The sequence below is a fragment of the Chryseobacterium daecheongense genome (genome assembly GCA_027920525.1).
In the GTDB taxonomy this organism is placed as follows: Bacteria; Bacteroidota; Bacteroidia; order Flavobacteriales; family Weeksellaceae; genus Chryseobacterium; species Chryseobacterium proteolyticum.
The window spans coordinates 1,199,210-1,223,444 of the sequence record CP115858.1 but is presented as its reverse complement, the minus strand read 5'-3'; the positions used below and the strand labels follow the sequence as shown (position 1 = coordinate 1,223,444).

The 24,235-nt window shown below is 36.0% G+C and carries 21 protein-coding genes; 11 read left to right on the top strand and 10 right to left on the bottom strand.

The window, feature by feature from the left end:
* Positions 1-4: 4 nt before the first annotated feature.
* Entirely contained in the window at positions 5-2,128 is a 2,124-nt protein-coding gene (locus PFY10_05320; GenBank protein WBV57861.1) for a Tex family protein, read from the bottom strand.
* 223 nt (positions 2,129-2,351) lie between these two features.
* On the opposite strand from PFY10_05320, the gene PFY10_05315 reads away from it, so the two are divergent.
* From PFY10_05315 to ychF, 7 genes are all read left to right on the top strand, one after another.
* Positions 2,352-3,029: a YceI family protein gene (locus PFY10_05315; GenBank protein ID WBV57860.1), complete on the top strand. Its 678-nt coding sequence runs from the start codon at positions 2,352-2,354 to the stop codon at positions 3,027-3,029.
* 136 nt (positions 3,030-3,165) lie between these two features.
* Positions 3,166-3,702, top strand: coding sequence for a type 1 glutamine amidotransferase (locus PFY10_05310; protein WBV57859.1), 537 nt, complete (start codon positions 3,166-3,168; stop codon positions 3,700-3,702).
* A gap of 165 nt (positions 3,703-3,867) precedes the next feature.
* Positions 3,868-4,053, top strand: a complete 186-nt coding sequence (locus tag PFY10_05305) for a DUF1294 domain-containing protein (GenBank protein WBV58921.1) — start codon at positions 3,868-3,870, stop codon at positions 4,051-4,053.
* Between the two features lie 186 nt (positions 4,054-4,239).
* Positions 4,240-6,045 (top strand): translational GTPase TypA, encoded by a 1,806-nt coding sequence (gene typA / locus PFY10_05300; protein ID WBV57858.1) that lies wholly within the window; start codon positions 4,240-4,242, stop codon positions 6,043-6,045.
* Between the two features lie 126 nt (positions 6,046-6,171).
* Positions 6,172-7,776 (top strand): family 10 glycosylhydrolase, encoded by a 1,605-nt coding sequence (locus PFY10_05295; GenBank protein ID WBV57857.1) that lies wholly within the window; start codon positions 6,172-6,174, stop codon positions 7,774-7,776.
* A gap of 240 nt (positions 7,777-8,016) precedes the next feature.
* Entirely contained in the window at positions 8,017-8,568 is a 552-nt protein-coding gene (locus PFY10_05290) for a ferritin (protein WBV57856.1), read from the top strand.
* Positions 8,569-8,679: 111 nt separating this feature from the next.
* On the top strand, positions 8,680-9,771 hold the full coding sequence (ychF, locus tag PFY10_05285; protein WBV57855.1) for a redox-regulated ATPase YchF: 1,092 nt from the start codon (positions 8,680-8,682) through the stop codon (positions 9,769-9,771).
* A gap of 92 nt (positions 9,772-9,863) precedes the next feature.
* Here ychF and PFY10_05280 read toward each other — a convergent pair whose 3' ends face one another.
* The 3 genes from PFY10_05280 to PFY10_05270 form a co-directional block, all read right to left on the bottom strand.
* Positions 9,864-10,055: a hypothetical protein gene (locus tag PFY10_05280; GenBank protein WBV57854.1), complete on the bottom strand. Its 192-nt coding sequence runs from the start codon at positions 10,053-10,055 to the stop codon at positions 9,864-9,866.
* A gap of 164 nt (positions 10,056-10,219) precedes the next feature.
* Positions 10,220-10,381 carry a bacteriocin gene (locus PFY10_05275; GenBank protein WBV57853.1) on the bottom strand — a complete coding sequence of 54 codons (162 nt, stop codon included), beginning with the start codon at positions 10,379-10,381 and terminating at the stop codon, positions 10,220-10,222.
* 144 nt (positions 10,382-10,525) lie between these two features.
* Positions 10,526-10,681 (bottom strand): bacteriocin, encoded by a 156-nt coding sequence (locus PFY10_05270; GenBank protein ID WBV57852.1) that lies wholly within the window; start codon positions 10,679-10,681, stop codon positions 10,526-10,528.
* Between the two features lie 150 nt (positions 10,682-10,831).
* Between PFY10_05270 and PFY10_05265 the strand changes: the two genes are divergently transcribed.
* The 3 genes from PFY10_05265 (at position 10,832) to cls (ending at position 14,193) form a co-directional block, all read left to right on the top strand.
* Entirely contained in the window at positions 10,832-11,770 is a 939-nt protein-coding gene (locus PFY10_05265; GenBank protein ID WBV57851.1) for a helix-turn-helix transcriptional regulator, read from the top strand.
* An 87-nt stretch (positions 11,771-11,857) separates the two neighbouring features.
* Entirely contained in the window at positions 11,858-12,622 is a 765-nt protein-coding gene (locus tag PFY10_05260; GenBank protein WBV57850.1) for an SDR family oxidoreductase, read from the top strand.
* A gap of 104 nt (positions 12,623-12,726) precedes the next feature.
* Positions 12,727-14,193 (top strand): cardiolipin synthase, encoded by a 1,467-nt coding sequence (gene cls, locus PFY10_05255; GenBank protein ID WBV57849.1) that lies wholly within the window; start codon positions 12,727-12,729, stop codon positions 14,191-14,193.
* Positions 14,194-14,214: 21 nt separating this feature from the next.
* Here the strand turns inward: cls and PFY10_05250 are convergent, their stop codons facing one another.
* From PFY10_05250 to PFY10_05225, 6 genes are all read right to left on the bottom strand, one after another.
* Positions 14,215-15,363, bottom strand: a complete 1,149-nt coding sequence (locus PFY10_05250; GenBank protein WBV57848.1) for a methionine aminotransferase — start codon at positions 15,361-15,363, stop codon at positions 14,215-14,217.
* A 135-nt stretch (positions 15,364-15,498) separates the two neighbouring features.
* On the bottom strand, positions 15,499-16,161 hold the full coding sequence (locus tag PFY10_05245; protein WBV57847.1) for a YiiX/YebB-like N1pC/P60 family cysteine hydrolase: 663 nt from the start codon (positions 16,159-16,161) through the stop codon (positions 15,499-15,501).
* Positions 16,162-16,164: 3 nt separating this feature from the next.
* Entirely contained in the window at positions 16,165-16,875 is a 711-nt protein-coding gene (locus PFY10_05240) for a hypothetical protein (protein WBV57846.1), read from the bottom strand.
* Positions 16,876-17,060: 185 nt separating this feature from the next.
* Positions 17,061-18,290 carry a T9SS type A sorting domain-containing protein gene (locus PFY10_05235; GenBank protein WBV57845.1) on the bottom strand — a complete coding sequence of 410 codons (1,230 nt, stop codon included), beginning with the start codon at positions 18,288-18,290 and terminating at the stop codon, positions 17,061-17,063.
* A gap of 275 nt (positions 18,291-18,565) precedes the next feature.
* Positions 18,566-19,294, bottom strand: coding sequence for a response regulator transcription factor (locus tag PFY10_05230; GenBank protein ID WBV57844.1), 729 nt, complete (start codon positions 19,292-19,294; stop codon positions 18,566-18,568).
* The gene (locus PFY10_05225) at positions 19,263-22,118 is read right to left on the bottom strand and encodes a histidine kinase (protein ID WBV57843.1); all 2,856 of its coding nucleotides are present in this window, start codon (positions 22,116-22,118) and stop codon (positions 19,263-19,265) included. Before PFY10_05225 ends, PFY10_05230 begins: the two co-directional genes overlap by 32 nt.
* Before the next feature lie 219 nt (positions 22,119-22,337).
* Between PFY10_05225 and PFY10_05220 the strand changes: the two genes are divergently transcribed.
* Entirely contained in the window at positions 22,338-24,221 is a 1,884-nt protein-coding gene (locus tag PFY10_05220; GenBank protein WBV57842.1) for a DNA topoisomerase IV subunit B, read from the top strand.
* Positions 24,222-24,235 lie beyond the last annotated feature (14 nt).

Genomic DNA, 24,235 nt, shown 5'->3' with positions numbered 1-24,235 from the left:
TCCTTTATAAGATCATGCTCAGCTGAATTCTCTTTCTTACCTCGTCTACCTCTGTTACTTTTACCTGAACATGCTGATGCAGCTTCACTACCTCAGTCACATCTGAAACAAAACCGTCCTTGAGCTGAGAAATATGGACTAATCCACTTTCCTTAATCCCCAGGTCAACAAAACATCCAAAGGCTGTAATATTATTAACGATTCCAGGAATGACCATTCCTATTTTCAGGTCTTTTACACTTTTCACATTGGGGTCAAATTCAAAAATTTTAGCTGCCTTTCTGGGATCCAATCCCGGTTTTTCAAGCTCTTTTAAAATGTCCCGGATCCCAAGGATACCAATTTCTTCGCTAATATATTTTTCCGGCTGGATTAATGCAATTTTCTCTTTGTTAGATATAAGTTCACTCAGCTTTATTCCCAGGTCTTTGGCCATTTTTTCAACGATACCGTATGCTTCCGGATGCACCGCTGAATTATCCAATGCATTTTTTCCGTTGCTTATTCTTATAAATGCCGCTGCCTGCTGAAAAGCTTTTTCTCCTAATCTGGGTACTTTTTTCAATTGTTTCCTGTCTTCAAAAGCTCCGTTTTCCGCGCGGTAATTGACAATATTTTCTGCCATTTTCTCACCAATTCCGGAAACATAGCTTAAAAGTGATTTGCTGGCTGTGTTCAGATTGATCCCTACGGAGTTTACACATTTCATAACCGTAGAATCCAGTTCGTTTTTCAATTGAGTCTGGTCTACATCATGCTGATATTGTCCAACACCAATGGACTTAGCATCAATTTTAACGAGTTCAGCTAATGGGTCTGCAAGCCTTCTGCCAATGGAAACAGCACCACGTACTGTCACATCATAGCTGGGGAACTCTTCTCTGGCAATCTTACTTGCAGAATAAACAGATGCTCCGGCTTCTGAAACAACAAAAACCTGCAACGGTTTGTCAAATGCAATTTTTTTAATAAAGAACTCTGTTTCACGGCTTGCTGTTCCGTTTCCTATTGAAATAGCTTCAATATTATAGGCGTTAACCATCGAGCGTATCTTTTTCATTGCCATTCCCGATTCATTCTGAGGTGCATGCGGATAAATGGTTTCGTTGTGCAGAAGGTCTCCTTTTTCATCAAGGCATACCACTTTACACCCGCTTTTGTATCCAGGGTCTATTGCTAATATTCTTTTTTCTCCTAAAGGAGGAGCTAATAATAGCTGGGTTAAATTTTCAGAAAAAATCTCGATCGCTTTTTTATCTGCCTTTTCTTTTGCTTCCTGTAGTGTTTCATTGGAAATGGCGGGTTCCAGTAACCTTTTATAGCTGTCTTTTATCGCCAGAGCAATTTGTTCACTACTTTCATTTTTAGATTTAATGATGGCATTTTCAATAAAATCGATTGCCTCTTCTTTATCAATTCCTATATTTACTTTTACAAAACCTTCAGATTCTGCTCGTAGCATAGCCAAAAGTCGATGGGAGGGTGTTCTGCCAAGGCTTTCTTCCCATTCAAAATACTGAGAAAATTTTTGTGCACCTTCCTCTTCTTTTTTGGCTTTAACAACTTTAGAAGATATAACTGCTTTGCGTTGAAATAAACGACGGAGATTTTTGCGGACATACATATTTTCATTGATCCATTCAGCCATGATATCCCGTGCTCCCTGCAAAGCTTCCTCCGGAGAAGAAACTAAATCGTTCATATACCGGGAAACTACAGAATCCAGATCATGGGATTTCTGGCTCATAATGATTTTAGCCAGAGGTTCAAGTCCCTTTTCCTTCGCAGCATCGGCTTTCGTTTTTTTCCGTTTTTTATACGGAAGATAAAGATCTTCAAGTTCCTGTATGTCGAAACTATCCTGGATTCTTTGCTGAAGTTCAGACGTTAAAGAATTTTGCTCCTCAATGGATTTGAGGATCGATTCCTTTCTTTTAATGATTTCATCAAACTGCTTGCTGAGTTTTGAAATTTGTTCAATCTGCAATTCATCCAGATTTCCGGTCGTATCTTTTCGATATCGTGAGATGAAAGGAATGGTACAGTCTTCTGACAATAATTGTAAGGTATTCGTAATGCTTTTTTCAGGTATATTAAGCGTTTGTTGTATATAGCTGGTTGTATTCATTCTAAATTTTAGACTGCTAAAATAGGCAATTTATATGGTGAGTGAAATATCTTACACCTTACATATTTGTATGGTTTTAGGACTTTATGATGGATATCTGAAAATAGAAACTTAATTTCTTGATGTATGATAAGAGAATAAGTAATAAGGTTTTTCTACTTTTGAATTTCAGAATTAAGGAATCAATCCTGATCAGTTCAAAAACTTTTTAAAAAAATAAAATATGAAAAAAATTAGTGTTATCGCGTTAGTAGGAGTAGGATTGCTTATGGCATCATGTACTAAAGAGAAATCAGCGGAGGCTTCGGCTGCTGGCCAGGAACAGGCTGTTGCTGAAAGCAAAGGAGAAGTGCTTGCCGTAGATACAGTAGCTTCTGTGGTTAACTGGAAAGCTTACCATAAAGGAGGTTTTGCTCCACGTTGGGGAACTCTTAATGTAAAATCAGGTGACCTTAGTGTTGAAGGAAATCAGGTTTCTGCAGGAAATTTTGTTATCGACATGACTTCTATTAAAGTGGATCCTGCTTCAGTAACTGAAAAAGACAAGAAGCCGGAAGATCTGGTAACGCATTTAAAAACTCCTGACTTCTTTAATGTAGAGAAGAATCCGGTTTCAGATTTTAAAATTACCAGTGTAGCGGACCTTAAAGAAGCTCCTAAAGATGCTGTGGCAGGTGCAAATAAAACAATAAGCGGTAATCTTACGCTATTGGGAAAAACAATGAATGTAACTTTCCCAGCGAAAGTAGAAGCAACAGCTAATTCCGCTTCTATAGATGCTAAATTTACTGTAAACAGAGCTGATTGGGGAATTAAATTCGGAACTTCCGAAGCAGACCCTGCTGAATGGATGATTAGTAAAGACATTGAGATCGGCGTTAATGTGAAAGCAAAAAAATAATTTGTTAGATATATTAAATAGGGAGCTGCTATTAAGCAGCTCTTTTTTTATGTTTAACTTTTTTTAGTAATTGATAACACGGGCTCGGCATCATTTTTTCTTCTTCTTAATTAATAACACCAAAAATTTTAATATTATGTCGAAAAAAATTGCAATTCTGGCAACCCATGGTTTTGAAGAAAGTGAGTTACAATCACCAAAAGAATTTTTGGAACAACAAGGTTGGACCGCGCATATTGTAAGCCCCGATTCCGGAACCATAAAAGCATGGGCCGAAAAAGACTGGGGTAAAGAATACACTGTTGACAAAAATCTTAATGAAGCAAATGCTTCAGATTATGATGCACTGGTATTACCTGGAGGGGTGATCAATCCCGATCAGTTAAGAACAAATGACAAAGCACTCCATTTTGTACAAGATTTTTTTCAGCAGAAAAAACCCGTTGCGGCGATTTGCCATGGTCCACAAATCCTGATCAACGCAAAAGTTGTAGACGGAAAAAATATGACCTCTGTGAATTCAATAAGCGAAGATCTAAAAAATGCAGGAGCTTTGTGGGAAGATAAAGAAGTTGTAGTGGATAATGGTCTTGTTACAAGCAGAACACCGAAAGATTTGCCAGCATTTAATGCTAAGATGGTTGAGGAAATAAGAGAAGGAAAGCACGGTTAATTTATAATTTCTGATCAAATATAAGATAGGGCATAGTGGTTAAATTTTAATTACTATGCCTTATTTTTTACAAGGATCGTACATTTGCAGGATATGATCTATTATTTGTTGGCTATTAATCTGGTGTGCTTTTTTATATTCGGAATCGATAAACGAAAGGCTAAAATGCATCAAAGAAGGATTTCTGAAAACATACTTTTGGCATTGGCCCTGTTTGGCGGCAGTGTAGGAGGAATATTCGGAATTTTTATCTTTAGACATAAAATTTCGAAAAAATCTTTTTTATTAAGATTTTGTGTGGTTCTTGTTATTCAGATGGTATTGGTTTATTTTTTTAGAAAATACAGATGAAGGTATGATGTAATGAACGCCTAACAGCTGGATGGTCAGGTATATGTGTACTTTGGAATAAGGAGCCGGGGAGCCCATTGCCATGTGATTTATTTTAACTTTCTCATTATGAATTTGTTAAATAATGTATAATCATACTGATTAATTAATTAAAAAACACTATTTTTGCACCCGTAAAAATCATTCATGCAAAACATTAGAAATATTGCGATTATCGCACACGTTGACCACGGGAAGACGACTTTGGTTGACAAGATTATTCATGCTACAAACATTTTCAGAGAAAATCAGGAAAGTGGAGAATTAATAATGGATAATAACGATCTTGAAAGAGAAAGAGGGATTACCATTTTATCTAAAAATATTTCTGTTACTTATAAAGACGTTAAAATTAACGTAATCGATACTCCTGGTCACGCCGATTTTGGTGGTGAAGTAGAGAGAGTTCTTAAAATGGCAGATGGTGTAATTTTGTTAGTTGATGCTTTCGAAGGGCCTATGCCACAAACAAGATTCGTATTGCAAAAAGCATTGGAATTAGGGTTAAGACCATTAGTAGTTATCAATAAAGTAGACAAACCAAACTGTCGTCCGGATGAAGTACATGATCAGGTATTTGATTTATTCTTCAACCTGGAAGCTACTGAAGAGCAATTGGATTTCCCAACCTTCTATGGATCTTCAAAACAAGGTTGGTTCAATACTTCACTAGAGCAAACGGAAGATATTTTACCATTATTAGATGGTATCTTACAATATGTTCCTGCTCCGAAAGTATCTGAAGGTAATCTTCAAATGCAAATTACTTCTCTTGATTATTCTTCTTTCCTGGGAAGAATTGCAATCGGAAAAGTAACAAGAGGTGAGATTAAAGAATCTCAGTGGATTGGTCTTGCTCAGGCTGATGGTAAAATTGTAAAAGGAAAAGTAAAAGAATTATACGTTTTTGAAGGTTTAGGAAAGAAAAAAGTAACTGAAGTACAAGCTGGAGATATCTGTGCTGTAGTAGGTTTCGACTCTTTCCAGATTGGTGATTCTTTTGTGGATATGGAAAATCCTGAACCATTACCAAGAACTGCAATTGATGAGCCTACGTTGAACATGACGTTCTCTATTAACAATTCACCTTTCTTCGGAAAAGACGGTAAATATGTTACTTCAAATCACCTGAAAGAAAGATTAACGAAAGAATTGGAGAAAAACTTAGCATTAAGAGTTCAACAGACTGATGATGCCAATACATTCCTTGTTTTTGGTAGAGGTATTCTTCACTTATCAGTTTTGATCGAAACAATGAGAAGAGAAGGTTATGAAATGACAATCGGTCAGCCACAAGTTATCTTAAGAGAAATTGACGGTGAAAAATGTGAGCCTTATGAATCATTGGTTGTTGATGTTCCTGAAGAGTATGCTTCAAGAGTTATCGATTTGGCAACTCAAAGAAAAGGGGATCTTCACATTATGGAAACTAAAGGAGAAATGCAACATATGGAATTTGAGATTCCTTCAAGAGGTTTGATAGGATTGCGTTCTCAAATGTTAACTGCTACAGCTGGTGAAGCTATTATGGCACACCGTTTTACAGAATATAAGCCATTTAAAGGTGCTATTCCTGGAAGAAACAATGGTGTATTGATCAGCAAAACTCAAGGTCCGGCTACTGAATATTCTATTGCTAAACTTCAGGATAGAGGTAAGTTCTTTGTTGATCCGGGTGAGGAAATCTATGCAGGTATGATCATTGGTGAACAAAACAAACCAGGAGATTTAGTAGTAAACATCGTAGAAGCAAAACAGTTGAATAACATGAGAGCTTCTGGAAAAGATAAAGATACTGGTGTTGCTCCGAAAATCTTATTCTCATTAGAAGAATGTATGGAATATATCCAGGGTGATGAGGCAATCGAGGTAACTCCAAACTTCATCAGAATGAGAAAGAAAGTACTTTCTGAAGAAGAAAGAAAAAGACTGGAAAGATCTGCGAAAGCATAATGAAATTCAATATAAGTGAAAGCCTCGAAAATCGAGGCTTTTTTTATATATAAAAGTTGAATTAATTCAATTTATTATAATATTTTTAAAAAACTAAAAAAATAATTTAATGTAGTTTTGCACCCTATGAAAGTTAGTAATTTAAAATTGATCATATTGCTGGGGGTACTGGCATCTTGTGGAAGTTCCCGTACCGTTCAGAATAATACGGTAAAACCAACCAGAAATCCAAATATAGCCAATCCCGTTAAAAATATATCAAAGCCTCCTGTGGCTAATACTAAACCAGTTCCTGTACCACCAGCCGATGAGGTTTTTAAAGTTAATCTTCCGGCTATTAACAGGGAATTCCGGGGTGCATGGATTGCCAGTGTTGCGAATATCAACTGGCCTTCAAGAAACGATTTATCTATTGATCAGCAAAAGGCCGAAGCCATCAGTATGCTGGATATGCTGAAAGATAACAACTTTAATGCTGTAATATTTCAGGTACGTCCCTCTGCGGATGCATTATACACCAGTTCTATTGAACCTTGGTCTTATTTTCTGACAGGAGAGACCGGGAGATCCCCTTATCCCAATTATGATCCGTTACAGTTCTGGATTGAAGAGTCCCACAAAAGAGGTCTGGAGCTTCATGTCTGGCTTAATCCTTACCGTGCACATCATACAAACGGAGGAGCTGTGAACAGCCTTTCTATGGCCAATAAGCTTTCTGACATTGTGGTAAGACTAAAAAACGGGATGTATTGGTTTGATCCTGCGAATCCTAAAACACAGGGACACGTTTCTAATGTGGTAAAGGATATCGTGCAGAGATATGATATAGATGCGGTGCATTTTGATGATTATTTTTATCCTTATGCAACTTATAATAAAGGAGGTGATTTCCCTGATAACGCTACTTGGAATGCATATGTAAGCAGTGGAGGAACTTTATCCCGGGCAGATTGGAGAAGAGATAATGTCAATAAATTTGTTGAAAGAATTTACAAAGAAGTTCATGCGGAAAAAAATTATGTAAAATTCGGAATCAGCCCGTTCGGGATCTGGAAACCGGGTTATCCTGCGGGAATTACAGGATCTTCTCAATATGACGAATTGTATGCAGATGCTAAATTATGGTTAAATAAAGGATGGGTAGACTATTTTTCTCCCCAACTGTACTGGCCTATTGATTCTAAAGGGCAGGGTTTTGAAGCCTTGCTGAATTGGTGGGAATCTGAAAATACAATGAAACGCCACCTATGGCCGGGATTAAATACAGTGGAAATCAGGACTTCTGATCGTCCTTCCGAGATTAAAAACCAAATAGAACTTTCCAGACAGATTCTGAAAGGTGATGCCGGTGAAATCCATTGGAGCATCGCAGGGCTTACGAGAAATCCTTCGATGTTAAGCACCCTGAGAAACGGGCCCTATAAAGAAAAGGCTTTGGTGCCTAAAAGTCCATGGATTAAAGCTGCTCCTCTCGCAACCCCAACATTGTTTGTGGCCGATAACGGAAGTTTTGCTCAGGCAAGCTGGAGTAATAAAAATTTGAAAGATGTATTTCAGTGGGCATTATTTAAGCAATATAATGGCGTTTGGGAAATTGAAATTCTGACTTTAGATACACTTTCAAAAGATATTCCTAAATATAAGGATGGAAAAACTTTAAATGCGATTGCCATTAAAGCAATTGACCGGCTGGGAAATGAAAGTGATTACATGGCAAAAAAAATAAAATAATAAAAGGCTTCCAAAACTATAAAGCAAAAGAATAAATGATATGTTATTGGTACCGATACCGATACAATAAAAGCAGCTTTACAAGAGCTGCTTTTATTTTAGAATAACTATAAATTATTAGCTTAAAATATTGTTTGCTAGTATTTTATGTTGTGATTTTAGTGTTTTTTTAAAAGAATAAGAACTTTATCGGAACCATTTTTGCAGGATTATATTCATAATCACTAAAAATAAAATATTATGAATACGAACAGACTTTCACCTGCGGTGGAAAAAGCCTTGAGCGATCAGATGAATAAAGAAATTCATGCAGCACACACTTTCCTTTCTTATGGAATATGGGCTGATGATAAAGGATACCAGGGTATTGCTAACTTTCTATACAGGCATGCGCAGGAAGAGAGAAACCATTCTATCAAATTTATGGAATATGTACTGAACAGAGGCGGAAAACCTAAAGTTGATGCCATTCCTGCACCTCCAAGTGATCCTGAATCTCTGACTGCTTGCTTTGACGGCATTTTTAATCACGAGGTAGACAATACAACATCGATATATAAAATTGTTGATCTTGCCCTTCAGGAAAAGGATTGGGCAACTTGGAATTTTATGCAATGGTTCGTTCAGGAACAGATTGAAGAGGAAACTTTAGCTCAGAACCTGATTGATAAACTAAAAATTGCTGGTGGAGATCGTGCAACGGACGAATCACTGTTTACATTAGATAAGACATTAGAAAAAACACCCGATGATGCTCCCTTAGCTCAGAACGCTACAGGTGCAAATCCTTAAGGTGAAAATAAATGAAAAAAAATCTGCCGGATTCCCGGCAGATTTTTTTATTATGAAACTCGTGTTAAAATCACTATCTTTGCAGACCTTTAAAAATAAAATAGTTTCATTATGAAATGTGGAATCGTAGGATTGCCGAACGTTGGTAAATCAACTCTGTTTAACTGTTTGAGCAATGCAAAAGCTCAATCTGCCAATTATCCTTTCTGTACTATCGAACCTAACCTGGGTACGGTATCAGTACCGGATCAAAGATTATTCGAGTTGGAAAAATTAGTAAATCCTGAAAGAGTTTTACCGGCTGTTGTGGAGATTGTAGATATTGCAGGTTTAGTAAAAGGAGCCAGCAAAGGAGAAGGTTTAGGAAACCAGTTTCTTGCAAATATCCGCGAATGTGAAGCAATTATCCATGTTTTAAGATGTTTTGATAATGGAAACATCATTCACGTAGAAGGTTCCGTAGACCCTTTGAGAGATAAAGAAATTATTGATATTGAACTTCAGCTGAAAGACCTTGAAACAGTAGGAAAAGCAGTTGATAAAGCTAAGAAATTTATCAAATCAGGAAAAAAAGAAGACATTCTTAATTATGAAACGCTGCAAAGCCTTCAGAAGTTTCTTGAAGATGGAAGAAATGCAAGAGAGTTTCCTGTAAATGATCTTACAAAACCAATTATTGACGATATTCAGCTATTAACAAAAAAACCTGTACTTTACGTTTGTAATGTAGATGAGAATTCTATTAAGAATGGAAACGAATGGGTGTCCAAAATTGATGAAATGGCTCAAAAAGAAGGATCTGAAATTGTGGTTTTGGCTGCTCAGATTGAAGCTGATATCAATGAGCTTGAAACTTTCGAAGAAAGAGAAATTTTCCTTGAAGAGCTGGGATTAGAAGAACCCGGAGTTAACAGATTAATCAGAAAAGCATATGATCTTCTCAAGCTTCAGACGTATTTTACTGCGGGTGTAAAAGAAGTAAGAGCATGGACTATCGGACAGGGATGGACTGCTCCTCAGGCAGCCGGAGTTATCCATACTGATTTTGAAAAAGGATTTATCCGTGCAGAAGTAATCAAATATAACGACTACGTACAATATGGTTCGGAATCAAAAGTAAAAGAGGCTGGAAAACTATCTGTGGAAGGAAAAGAATATATTGTTCAGGATGGTGATATTATGCACTTCAGATTCAATGTATAAAGTATAAAAGAAATATTAAAGTTATAGTAATTAAAAAACGCTTCCATGAATTTGGGAGCGTTTTTTTTATAAAAATTGTATGTCAATTGCTTTTACAAGCGACATTCTTTTTGTGCACAGCTTGGAGAAATGGTTGTACAACCGTTAGGATAGTCCGGAAGCGGAGGGTCGCAGGGATAAGTAGGACATGCGATAGGTTGTTTACAGTCTAGCATTCCTCCGATGATTGTTCTTAATTCTCTTTTTGTCAATTTTTTTGCTTTTATAAAGTTTTTATTTTTCATGCGGTTGATTTTTAATTGTTTAGTGAAAAATAACGATCTCTAGAATAAGTACAAAGTAGAAGTGTAAATTGTATAATAGTCTAAATTGTTATTTTACAGTGATTAGCTAAAGTAAAACCACCCTTGTGCAGAATGGTTTTATGTGAAAAAGTTTACAGCTGATATTATGGAATCAATTCCGGACGGCATTCAGGTTCTGCACATCCCATTGAAATGATTCTGCAACCATTGGTTTTCGGATCACGGCACTGCATAAGGCCTCCTGTAATTGTTTTCAACTCTTTTTTATTTAACTTTGTTCCGTTTTGTAGATTTTGTTTTTTCATAATGATATTGTTAGTTTTAGTAATAATTTGCGATCATAATATTTCCTTATTTTGAATGATTGGTCAGGTAAGATATTTAAATACTGTGACCGGATGATACAAAAAACCACTCTTTGGAAGAGTGGCTTCGTAAAAAATATCAATTTAAGGAATGTATCTGCATTGAAATTCTGCACACTGACGCCCGTAAGCGATGCATTGATTGGTATCCGGATCCACACACATTTGTAGTCCACCGGTAATTGTTCTTAACTCTTTTTTGTTTAATTTTTTTCCTTTTTGGAGATTCAGATTTTTCATATTATGATTTTAATAAATTAGTTTAAACTAAGTTATGAAAAATATTTATTGTATGTCACTATATTATGAAAAATATTTACATTAACAATAAATGATTGGAATTCAATATTTGTGTAACTTTATATATTTGAATTTTACAAATACTTAATTATGGAAAAAATAGGGCATGCTTCTCTGGAAGATTTTTATAGGGAAATGACTGCAAAGCTGGGGAAGGATATTGAAAGTATTTTTCCAAAGGGTTTGCATAAAGATATTGGTCATTTTAATGTATTTGATATTGCTCAGACCATTGAAAAGGTAAAGACAACTTCTGAAATGCCATATAACAGAAGAAAATATTATAAGATAAGCCTGATCCGGGGACGAAATAGAGCAGAATATGCAGATAAGGTTATTCCCATAAAAGAGAATGCGCTATTATTTGCAACGCCTAAGGTTCCTTATCACTGGGTTCCTGAAGATCCTAATCAATCGGGTAGCTTCTGTGTATTCACCGAAGATTTCTTCATTAAGGATAAATCTCATAATACGCTTGAAGACTTGCCTATATTTCAACCGGGAGCATTCCCCGTATTTGAAATTGATGCTTTGTTAGCAGATGAAATTGAGGTACTTTTCAGGAAAATAAAAACTGAAATTGAGTCTGATTATATTTTTAAATATGACCTGATCCGCAATTATGTACTTGAATTGATCCATTACGGACAAAAGTTACAGCCGGCTACAAAATTGTCGACCTCCAATGATGCTTCTTTACGAGTTGTTTCTTTGTTTATAGAGCTATTGGAACGACAGTTTCCCATTGAATCCTACGATCAGAGACTCCAGCTTAAAACAGCAAAAGATTACGCAGACCGCTTGTCTGTGCATGTTAATTATTTAAACAAAAAACTTAAAGAAAATACAGGAAAGACTACGACGGAATTTATAGCTGACAGGCTTATCCAGGAGGCTAAAATACTATTGAAGCAAACCACCTGGAATGTTTCTGAAATATCGTATGCGTTGGGCTTTGAGGAAATTGCTCATTTTTCAAATTTCTTTAAGAGAAAAACTTCATACAATCCATTACAGTTTCGTTCCTGATTTGAATTTTGCAAATTTCAGATTGATTGAAGCAAACATCTGTGTCTCCAAATACCAGAACTTTGTCCCATTAAAAACAACGAAAAAATGAATTCAAAAACAAAAATTGCCTTAATAACCGGTGGAAGCCGTGGAATAGGAAAAAATTCAGCCTTGAGAATAGCTGAAAAAGGTCTCGACGTTATCATTACTTATAAAAGCAGTAAAGAAGAAGCTGATGCTGTAGTCAATGAGATCAAGGCATCGGGTAGAAATGCTGCTGCTTTCCAATTGGATACAAGAGATGTGAAAAGTTTTGATGCCTTTATAAAAAATGTAACAGATCATCTACAGGAGCACACCGCAAGTCCGAACATTGATTATTTAATTAATAATGCCGGAACTGCTTTATATTCTCCGATTACTGAAACTACAGAAGAGCAACTGGATGATATTATAGATATCCATTTCAAAGGAGTATTTTTCCTTAGTCAGAAGTTCTTGCCTTTTATGAATGATGGAGGTGGAATTATCAATATTTCATCCGGTTTGGCAAGAGTAGCGCTTCCGGGATCGTCAGTATACGGATCTATGAAAGCAGGGGTTGAAATGCTTACAAAATATATGGCAAAAGAATTAGGTGCGAGAAAGATTAAAGCTAATGTCGTGGCGCCCGGAGCTATAGAAACCGATTTTGGAGGTGGCAGAACACGTGATAATAAAGAGGTTAATGCTTTGGTTTCAAACATCACAGCTTTAGGAAGGGCTGGACTTCCGGAAGATGTAGGTGGAGTAGTCGCTTTTTTGTGTACGGAAGATGCAGGATGGATCAGCGGTCAGAGAATCGAAGTGTCGGGAGGAATGGCGTTGTAAGATAATATCAAGGATATAATAATGAATAAAAGCAGTAGGAATCTACTGCTTTTTGCTATCTTTAATGTAGAATAATAATTGTATGATGAACGATCTTACCGATTATGATTAAAGAATTTTTAAGCCAGTTTCCTTACATTTTACCTGCGATTGAAATACTCTATCTTGCAGGGATCTTTTTTCTTGCGGTGAGAATTATCATGGATACCAGAAATACCAGCAAAACGTTGGCTTATCTGCTACTGATCGTCTTTTTACCCATAATAGGGATCGTGATTTACTTTGTTTTTGGTGTTAATTACAGGAAGAATAAGTTCTATACATTCAAGATTGAAAGAAACGAGGAAATCTATAACAGGATTAAAAAATATATCAAAGAAACACATTATGAAACTCTTGGTATCAGAGAAAAAGAGCTGGAGGATTTTATAACGACCGTTAATTTTCTTTATCATGGCGGACACTCACCCCTGACCCGTAAAAACAAGGTAGAAGTATTGATCAACGGAGAGGAAAAATTTCAAAAAGTTTTTGAGGTTCTTGAAAATGCGCAACACCATATTCATCTTGAATATTATATTTACGAAAATGATGATATAGGTAATAGACTTGCGGATTTACTGGTGAGAAAATCTAGGGAAGGTGTTATTATCCGTTTTCTTTATGACGATATGGGAAGTGGTAAAATCGGAAAGAAACTGCTTGCAAGATTAAGAGAAGCCGGAGTAGAAGTTTCTCCTGTCAACAAAATTACTTTTAGGGTTCTCGCCAACAGGGTCAACTACAGAGATCACAGAAAAATTATTATTGTTGACGGAACAAAAGTTTTTACAGGTGGAATCAATGTTTCTGATAAATATATCAATCCTAACCCTACACAATATTGGCGCGATATGCATTTATATATCCAGGGAAACGGAGCTTTTTATTTCCAGTTTTTATTCCTGAGCAATTGGATATTTGCAACCGAAAAAATTCCTCCTTTGTCTGAAGACTATTTCAATTATAAGGATGATGAAGAAGGAAGCACAATTATTCAGGTAGCCGCCAGTGGACCGGATACCAAGCCTTCCATCATGCTGAGTACAGCTTCTGCTATTCTTTCGGCCAAAGAAAAAGTATATATTGTTACCCCTTATTTTATTCCCGTAGAAACAGTTCTCAATGCCATCAAACAAACTGCTATTGCCGGACTTGACGTACGGCTTATGGTTCCTGAGTCCGGAGATTCTGTTGTGGTAAATGCAGCTGCTTATTCCTATTATGAGGAATTACTGGAAAGTAATGTGAGAATCTTTTTTTATAAAAAAGGGTTTATACATGCTAAAACGATGATCATAGATGATCTTTTTTCATCAGTAGGTACTGCAAATATGGATGTGAGGAGTCAGGAGCTGAATTTTGAGGTGAATACTCTTGTATTTGATAAGGAAATAAACCGGGAGATTGAGCAGGTATTTCTTCATGATATGAATGATTGCTCTGAAATTCATCTTAATGAATGGAGAAAAAGACCTAAGCTAAAGATTTTCTTTGAACATTTAGCCCGCTTGCTTTCTCCACTCATCTGACCAGGTACCTTTACCTATGTGCTATATTTTAGATAGATTTTCAATTGCCCTTTCTAACGTTTCCTCTTTTTTTGCAAAGCATAACCTGATCACGTTTTCGTTCATCTTGTTTTTGTAGAAAGAAGAGAAGGGAACACTGGCTACTTTATGGGTCACTGTCAATTCGCTGGCAAAGTCAAAATCATTTTTATCCGATATCTTATCATACTTTAAAGCCTGAAAATATGTTCCTTCACAATCAAGTAATTCGAATGAAGTAGTCGAAAGCCCTTGCCGTAGAAAATCCCTTTTTTTCTGGAAAAATTCATTCAGGTGGTTGTAATGTTCATCATCTTTCATATATTCGGCTAGCGCCAGCTGAATGGGTGTGTTCACGCTAAACACATTGAACTGATGAACTTTTCTGAATTCGTCGGTCAGGATTTTTGGAGCTGCACAATAGCCCACTTTCCAGCCTGTAACATGAAAAAGCTTTCCAAATGAAGCTATCAGAAGGCTTCTTTCCCTTAGTTCTGGATATTTGCAGATACTTAAATGCTGTTTTCCGTCGAAAACAATATTTTCATATACTTCATCACTTAAAATGAGAATCGGTGTATCTTTTACGATATGAATAAGCTCCTGAATATCGCTTTCCTTTAAGATCCTTCCCGAAGGATTATTAGGATTATTAAGAATGATCATTTTGGTTTTTTCATTAACCATTCCTTTTACAGCATTCCAATCGATCACATAATCCGGGGCCTTCATTTCAAAACGCCGGATAACTCCTCCAAAAAGTTCTACGGTCGGCTCATAACAATCATAAGCCGGTTCAAAAATAATCACTTCATCGTCTCTCTTGATGAACGTGGCTATGGCTGTAAAAATAGCCTGTGTTCCCCCTGCCGTTACTGTAATTTCTGAGTCGGGATGATAAATGGCCTGATGGCTGTTTTCAATTTTCCTGGCAATTTCTTCCTTTAATCCAATCATCCCTCCCATGGGAGCATATTGATTAAACCCTTTTTTAATGAAATTATCCACGTAATTCAGTAATTCTGGATCCGGCATAAAATCCGGAAATCCCTGAGATAAATTGATGGCTTGATTTTCATTTGCCAATTGAGTCATCTGACTGAAAATAGTAGTTCCAACATTGGAAAGCTTGGAAAGAGGAAGCTGTATCATTGACTGTATTTTATATACTTCGAATTTAATTTATTTTTTCCAATACAGAAGTATGGATATAAGAAAAGGTTACCCAATTCGATAACCCTGATGTTTATTATTTGTGATTTTATTTTTTTGAGTATATATCAAAGATTATTTTATCCATTCAAATATTTTGATTACTTGATTACTATTTTCAAAGCCATCTACAGGGAAATAGGTAAGGGTATCTTTTTTTAAAATCTGGCTCATTATTCCGGCGATGTTTTTTTTATGATCAGACATGATTTTTATATTATTTTTCTCCAATATTCTTACGATAAATTCCGAGCAATAATAGGCTTTGTTGTTTTCCTCAAACTTAAAATCAAAATTGATATTTTCTTTTTCAGATTCGCGAAGGGTCTGTTTAATATGCTTAAAACTTGCGGTATCAATATTTTTAAGTTTCCAGATAGACAAATAATTCAGGTCTTCAGGACTGATGAATTCGTCTATACTATCAATATAAAGATTGTTATTGTTTTTATTTTTGTCCACATACACATGATAAATGGTTAGGATATTATTGTTGACAAAACCAATTCCCAAATGAGAAGCATATTTATTATTGATATTAAAGTCTTTTGCGACATTTCCCAGTTTTCCTGTTGTACCTCTTTGTATTAAATAAATGGCCTCACTATTCAGTTCAATATTTTTAATTTTATATTTTAAAGAAGGGTCTTTATGAAAAGAGAAAACTGCTATTATGAGCGCAAGGCCCATAACAGCAATTAAGAAATTTATTTTTTGATAAGGAAATGCAATTCTCATAGTTTACTTAGCTCCTAGTATAGCTCCTGTTATAATACCACCAACCACACCTATTCCTGCTCCTACAAGTGCTCCAACAGGACCTGCTACTGCAAATCCAATGATACCACCGCCTACCATACCGATCATACCGCCTGTAATCCATAACGGTTGTTTACCGGTTGGAATTCCTGTAATCAGGTAATTTCCTTGTTCAGCATTGTATTTGTAGTCATTGATATTCTTAATCATTGATTTTTCATTAGCCGGAAGATTGTTATATGCTGCATTCGCCTCTAAATGAATGATTGAACCGTTATTAATTGTTATCGCTAATGATTTTGCAGCACTTGAAATATTTAATTGTTGAACAGCCTGTGCAAAAGGTACCTGCATTAAACTTACTGTTTTGTTAATAATATTATTAACCTGATCAAGTGGTAATCTTTCATCCGTTGCAATTTGAGCTTTTTCGTAAAATGTATTCAGATCCTGCTGATTTAAAACATAGCCCGGATTTTGAGCAAACTTACTTCGGATAAATTCGAATCCTGCATTTACAGCCTGAGGATCTGTAAAATAAGTACCATTGGTAAAGCTTAGAGCTGTTTTAGGTAATGATTGGGTTGATTTGTAGTTTTCATTTTGCAGGTTTGTGTTGTCTTCGCCACAAGAATTAAACATACATTGTGTAGTTGCCAGTCCGGCAAGGACCAGAAGCGTTTTTGTTTTCATAGGTTAAAGTTTTTGTTTTTTTTGGTAGACTAAAAGTATCATGATAGTAAACATCCCGATACTGTGAATTTGTAAGTGTTGGTGTTTTTTTAATAAGTGTTGTTAATCGGAGGTTAACTGTAACCAACATGAAAATGAATAAAGAGCTGTTCGGATATGAACAGCTCTTTTAAAAACTTTGGATTTTATTTTGAAATAATCAATTTTTGAGAATTTATTTTATTGGCTGATTTAATTTCAACAATATAATTCCCCTGAATAAGGTGCTCAGTATTTAGTTTTATATTCTGGCGGCCGCTTTCAAGGTTTTCTGATTTTTCCAGCACTGTTTTTCCCGATGTATCAAGAACTCTTATGGAAACAGGTCCTCTTGAGGATAGATTTGTTTGAATATCCACATAGTTTTTAGCGGGGTTAGGAACCAGTCTATACTCATTATCCATCGCTGTTAACTCTGCCTTGCCAATAGCTTTGATATCAATCTGAGGTGCTGTATTACCAATATTAGCCTCTCTGGAAGGGACTGTTGATTTGGAATAACAGAAAGTGAAGCATCTTGTACATACCAATAGTTTTCCTTGCTTTTCAGTAACACATATCGTATATGTACCAGGAGTGGCATAAGTATGGGTTAAAGTGGAAAAAACATAAGGAGATGTTGTTCCGTCACCCCAGTTTACAGTGTAACTACTGCCCGGATTATTGGGTGTTGAAACAAGAATTGGATTGGTAAGAGTTAAATTCACAGTTCCTGTGTTATTACCTTGTGTACTGAATGATGTTTCAAGTTTAAAGTCTGCTGTACATCCGTCACATGATTTGATGCAAATATTGTCGAAGTATACTCTCTCGCTTGGGCTTGAAGTAATGTCTGGCGATATCATTACTGCTGTTGAATTGTTCAATACATTATTGAAGTCAGTCCATGTACCTCCCGGCATGCTCCATGTACCTTCTGAATTACTTGGAAAAGCTGAGCTCGTAGCTAAAGCTAATGGAGCACGTACCCGGACCCATCCGCTATTAGGGGTTACTGTAGCATTGGCAACAAACGTAATCGCCTGATTTCCTGAAAGAATGTAAATAGTAGGATGGAGTGGGGCATTAAAACCTCCGTCTTTTTCAAGATAAAAATCGAAATACAGACATTGTCCCAGGAATCTTTGGCCTATGTTTTTATAGTCAACAGGATTGATGAACCAGGACCCACCGGAAAGATCATCTAGTATAAGATATTGTGAACCGTCTAATGTATTGGGGCTGCCAAGGTTGTAATTGACAGCGTTGTTTACAGGATCCAGCTGCCAGTTTCCTAAAGGATTACTGGTACCGTTAAAATCAGAACAAGGAGCTTGTGCATTCATCAGAAGGCATCCAAGGAACAAATAAATCGTTAAAAAATATATTCTTATCATAATGTGCTACTGGTTTTATCAATCAAAAACCAGAAAAAACTTTAGTTATTAGTAATTTGTTTATGAACTTGTTATAAATGTATTACGATATCTGATGCCAGGGTATTGTGATTTAATAAGTGTTCCTGCTTCACTAATAAGTGTTATGTAATTTCTCTTAATTGTGATTTAGCGTCTGGATTCAAACGATATTTTACATACATATAAAATATCCCTCCATCCAAAATATTATGTTGGATGGAGGGATTTTGCTTTTTGAAAAATCGGATTAGGATTTATTCCAATTGTTCAATTTTATTTAAGAAATCATTTTTCTTACGGACGGAAACATCCAGAACAGAGTTGTCAGTCATAATCACCTGTCCTCCTTTTCCTTTGATGTATTCTTTTAAGTGGCTCAGATTGATGAGGTGTTTATGATGAATTCTGAAAAAATTATAATCGGAAAGAAAATCTTCAAATTCATGCAGTGTTTTCGATACAATAACCTTTGTTTTATCACTCATATAAAATGTAGTGTAGCTGGAATCCGCTTCGCAACGAACAATATCTGCGATATTTGTAAGCTTGAATCCCTGCATAGTAGGTAGGCTTATTTTATTCTGGTGAACAGCCGGTGTAGAAGTTCTGTTCTTTTTGTTGATTTCCAGAGCTTTATTTACAGCGATAATAAAATCCATCTTTTTGATAGGTTTCAGAAGGTAATCCGTTGCTCCATTTTTTATGGCCTGGATCGCAAAATGTTCAAAGGCGGTAATAAATATGATCTGCGAGCTGATCTCCTTGAATTTTGAAAGCAAATCGAATGCGGTACCGTCTTTTAGCTGGATATCTAAAAATAAGATATCTGGAGCGTTTTTCAGAAGATTAACATAGGCTTCTTCTACGCTTGAGGCCTGAAACGAAATCTGTATATCCGGAAACTCATTCTTCAGCAGGAGAGAAATATAATCTCTTCCGTCTTGTTCATCATCAATGATGCAGGCTTGTATTTTGGTTTTCATAGGGGGTCATATATAGTTTAATTTGTGTACCTTGTTTTCCGTCCTTTTCGGAAAGATTATTCAGCTCCAACGTTATATCAGTCTCAAAAAGCTGCCTGAATGTTTCAATCCTTTTTTGAGATAATTTCACTCCGAAAGAATTGGCTTTTGCAGATTCCGGTCTTTTTTCTATTCCCACGCCATTATCCTCAATAGTAATACAAAGAAGTGAATCGGTATAATCAAATGTAATCCTGATATTTCCTTTTCGATCCTTTAAACCGGAAACACCATGTTTTATGGCATTTTCTACAAACGGCTGTATCAGTAATGATGGGATCATCCAGTTTTCATCTGTATTTTTTGAACGTGTTATGGTGTAGTCGAACTGATCCTTTAAACGTAATTTTTCCATATTCAGATATAGGGAAAGGTATTCAATTTCCTCTTTGATCTGCATAAATGTCTTTTCAGAATAGTGTAACGTTTTTCGTATCATCTGAGCAAATATGTTTAAATAGTTTTCAGTTTCCGCATAATCTTTTTTGTAGAGCAAAAACTGAATAGAATTGAGACAGTTATAAATGAAATGTGGATTTATTTGTGCCTTGATGGCCTGTAACTCAAGTTCGGCAATCTTCTTTTCATAATAAAGCGTTTCGAGTTTTTTGTTTCTTTTTCTCTGAAAGTAAATAGTAACCACCACAAAAATAAGTGAGCATCCTATTATAATGATGAAGAATTTAAACCACCAGGTTTGCCAGAATTTGGGCTTAATTTCAAATGCTATGGACGAAAATGTATAGGATCGTTTTCCATTATAACCGAGCCCGAAAACTTTAAAAGTATATTTCCCCGGCGGAATTGAATTAAACATGATTTTAGATGAATTGCTTATTTGCCATTCATCGGTCAGACCTTCGACTTTATACTTGAATTTGATCATACCCTGAGAGATATAATCCGGAAAGCTGACGTCAAAAGTTATTGTGTTGTCAGGTGTTTGCCCTTTAATTTCCTGATTGAGATCAAATATCTCTTTATCCCCTACGGTTACAGAATTAATGACTACTTTTTTATTGATAAACTTCTGCTGGGTTAACAAGTTGTGAATAGGTAAGATACCCAGCCCTTTTGAAGTTCCGGCATAAATGGTGTCGTCTTTTATAACGCATCCGGCGACTACGTTAGAGGGAAGCCCATCGGTTTGTGTGAAATTATCGATGGCCAGTTTTTTCCCTTTTATTTCTATCCTGCTCAAACCGGAATTGGTACTCGCCCAGAAAACGTTTTCATTTTCAACTTCGATTTTTTTTATCTGGTCTGTGGACAGACCATCTTTTTCAGTGATTCTTTTGAGGATCTTTTTGTTATTAAAAATAAGGACTCCATTGAGATTGGTTGAGCCTACATATACATGAGGCTTAAGTTTTTTGATATCTTTAAAATAATATCCCTCAATAAATAGTTGTCTTTTATTTGTTTTTACATTCATTTTATACACATCCTTAAAACTTCCAACAAAGACACTGTCTTTGTCGTAGCGTAGGGCTGTATAGGCTCTTTCATTAAACAGGTCAGATTTGGCACCGGTAATGAAATTATAAAGTGTAAGACCCTGGGAAGTACAGAGGAGTATTGAACTGTCATTATAAGGGATTATATTTTTTAAGCTATAATCACCAATGGTTGTAATTTTTTTATTATCGGTATTGTATTGGTACGTTCTTAAACTAAGCCCCAGTATAACACTATTCCCTTTTGAAAACAGGGCCTTTGTTTCAATTTTCCTATTTTTTTCAAGGGATACATCAATGATGGTATTCGATTTTAAAATGCCGAATTTTGCCTCATTGTACCCCATGATAATGTTTTTACCACTTTTTCCGATAGCTGTAATGTAGGAAGAATTATTCTTTACAGGAAGATGGATATAATTGTTGAAAAACTTATCTGTAATAAAGTAAATACCATTGTTTCTGGTGGAAAACCAGATGTTTTTATCCTTGTCTACGAGGATATGATTCATGACAAAATCATTCATGATCTTCATGGGCCGGGATAGGTTCCCATCCTGTAAAGTATTTTTGTAATAAAGAACTCCTCCTTTATCTAAACATACCCACAATCTGTCGTTACGGTCAATAACAAGCTGATGGATCGGTTCTCCAACAGAAAACGACTGCGTTTTAATGAATTCAAATTTGTTTTTTCGTTTGAAGATATCAATAGTATTTCCACGGTAAGCAACTAAGAAGTCCCCCTTTCTGTAGATGGCACTTTTTGGTAATGAAATATTGCATAGTATTTTCTTTCTTGTGAGGATATCATATGCTATAACTTTTTGGGTATCATCTGTAAGGTAAAGCAGGTGGTTGGCCACATCCATACTGAATATATAAGGATTACGACCCACTAAGGGAAAACCTGCATGTAAGGAAAGAGGAATTGTTGTTACTTTTCCACGTCTGTATATATAGATATCTTTTGGATTGTTGGCTGTATATATACAAACTGAATCTCCACTGCTGTAAGTATGGGAAGTGTCACGGAATTTAAGTTTCCTAAGCTCTTTGTTATCATCCGGATTGATGATTTTGCCATTTTTCAGATAGGCAAAATCACTCAGGTAGGTTACGATGAAAATCTCACCATTAGATAGAGGGTTGCACCCAAGGATATCAATGTTTTTAAGCCCGCTTTTTTTATTGTATTGTTTAAATTCCTTACCATCAAACCTGAAAAGTCCATTATCGCTACCAATCCAGATAAGTCCTTTGTCATCCTGACTCATAGAATAGGTGTAGGAGCTATTCAACCCGTCTTTCTCACTATAATTTACCAATCCCGGGATTTGAGAAAATGAAAGAAATGGAAAAAATAGTATTACTAAAAATAGAAGAAAATCACGTAGGTTTTTCACTTGATCTTGAATAATGATGTAAATATAAAATTTGCTTGATAATAATGCAAAACATATTACATAATATTGAAAAAAATGAATTAGAAAAATTCGGATAATTTTAAGCATTTTCGTACTTTTGTGTGTTTGCTGAAATAACTTATGTCACAAGAAATAAATCCAATCTATTCAGAAGATAATATCAGAACCCTCGATTGGCAGGAACATATTCGTTTGCGTCCCGGTATGTACATCGGAAAGCTTGGAGATGGTTCTTCCGCCGATGATGGTATTTACATTTTACTTAAAGAAATTCTGGACAACTCTATCGATGAGTTCAGGATGAAATCGGGTAAGAGAATTGAAATAAAAGTAGATGACGGAAAGGTAACGATTCGTGATTTTGGCCGGGGTATTCCGCTTGGAAAAGTGGTGGATGCCGTTTCCAAAATGAATACCGGAGGTAAATACGACAGTAAGGCCTTTAAAAAGTCCGTAGGATTGAATGGTGTTGGTACAAAAGCGGTAAATGCGCTTTCCGATTATTTCAGAGTAAGATCTTTCCGCGACGGAAGAATGAAGGTTGCGGAATTTTCACGTGGAATCATTTCGGAAAACCATGAGGAAAAAGATACTTCGGACAGGAACGGTACTGAAATTTCGTTTATACCCGATGGAGAAATCTTTCTTCATTTCAAATACAGAAAAGAGTATATCGAAAGAATGCTCCGGAACTATGCATATCTGAATCCGGGACTGAAGATCATTTTTAACGGGGAAACCTATTATTCAGAAAATGGACTTAAAGATCTGCTAGAAGAAGAACTGGAAAGCGAAATTCTATATCCGATCGTACACCTGATGGATAATGATATTGAAGTAGCTATTACGCATTCGGATAAATCACAGACTGAAACCTATTTTTCTTTTGTGAACGGGCAGAACACAACGCAGGGAGGTACCCATCTTAATGCTTTCCGTGAAGCATATGTGAAAACAATCCGTGAGTTTTTCAACAAAAACTTTGATGCTTCGGATATCAGAAAATCAATCATTGCTGCCATTTCAATTAATGTAGAAGAACCTGTTTTTGAATCCCAGACCAAAACAAAATTAGGATCTAATGATATGGGCCCTAATGGTCCCACTGTAAGAACCTTTATCATTGATTTCTTAAAAAGCAAACTGGATAATTTCCTGCACAGAAACCCTGAGATTGCAGAAGCCATTCAACGGAAAATTTTAATTTCCGAAAGAGAACGAAAGGAACTTTCGGGAATTCAGAAACTGGCAAGAGAGCGGGCGAAAAAAGTATCGCTTCATAATAAAAAACTGCGTGATTGCCGTCAACATTATAATGATCAGAAGGCAGAAAGAAAAGGGGATACACAGATCTTTATTACCGAGGGAGATTCCGCATCGGGATCCATCACGAAATCAAGAGACGTAGAAACGCAGGCTGTATTCTCACTGAAAGGGAAACCATTGAACTGCTACGGACTGACCAAGAAAGTGGTGTACGAAAATGAAGAATTCAATTTATTGCAGGCCGCTTTAAATATTGAGGAAAGTCTTGAAGATCTGCGATACAACCAGGTTATTATTGCAACTGATGCGGATGTCGATGGAATGCACATCCGTCTTTTAATGATTACATTCTTCCTGCAGTTTTTCCCGGACCTGATTAAGAACGGACATCTTTATATCCTTCAGACTCCTTTATTCAGGGTGAGAAATAAAAAAGAAACCCGGTATTGTTATACGGAAATGGAAAGGGTAAAGGCTTTGAATGAACTAGGAAAAAACCCTGAAATTACACGATTTAAAGGGCTTGGAGAGATTTCTCCCGATGAGTTTAAACATTTTATAGGTAAAGATATCCGCCTGGAGCCTGTAGTTGTTGGAAAAGATCAGACCATAGAACAGCTTTTAGAGTTTTATATGGGTAAAAATACACCGGACAGGCAGGTTTTCATTCTTGAAAATCTTGTTGTAGAAGACGGGGATATTGATAGCAGAGAACTAATAAGCGAAGTAGAAAGTTAAATAGATCCCTCCAA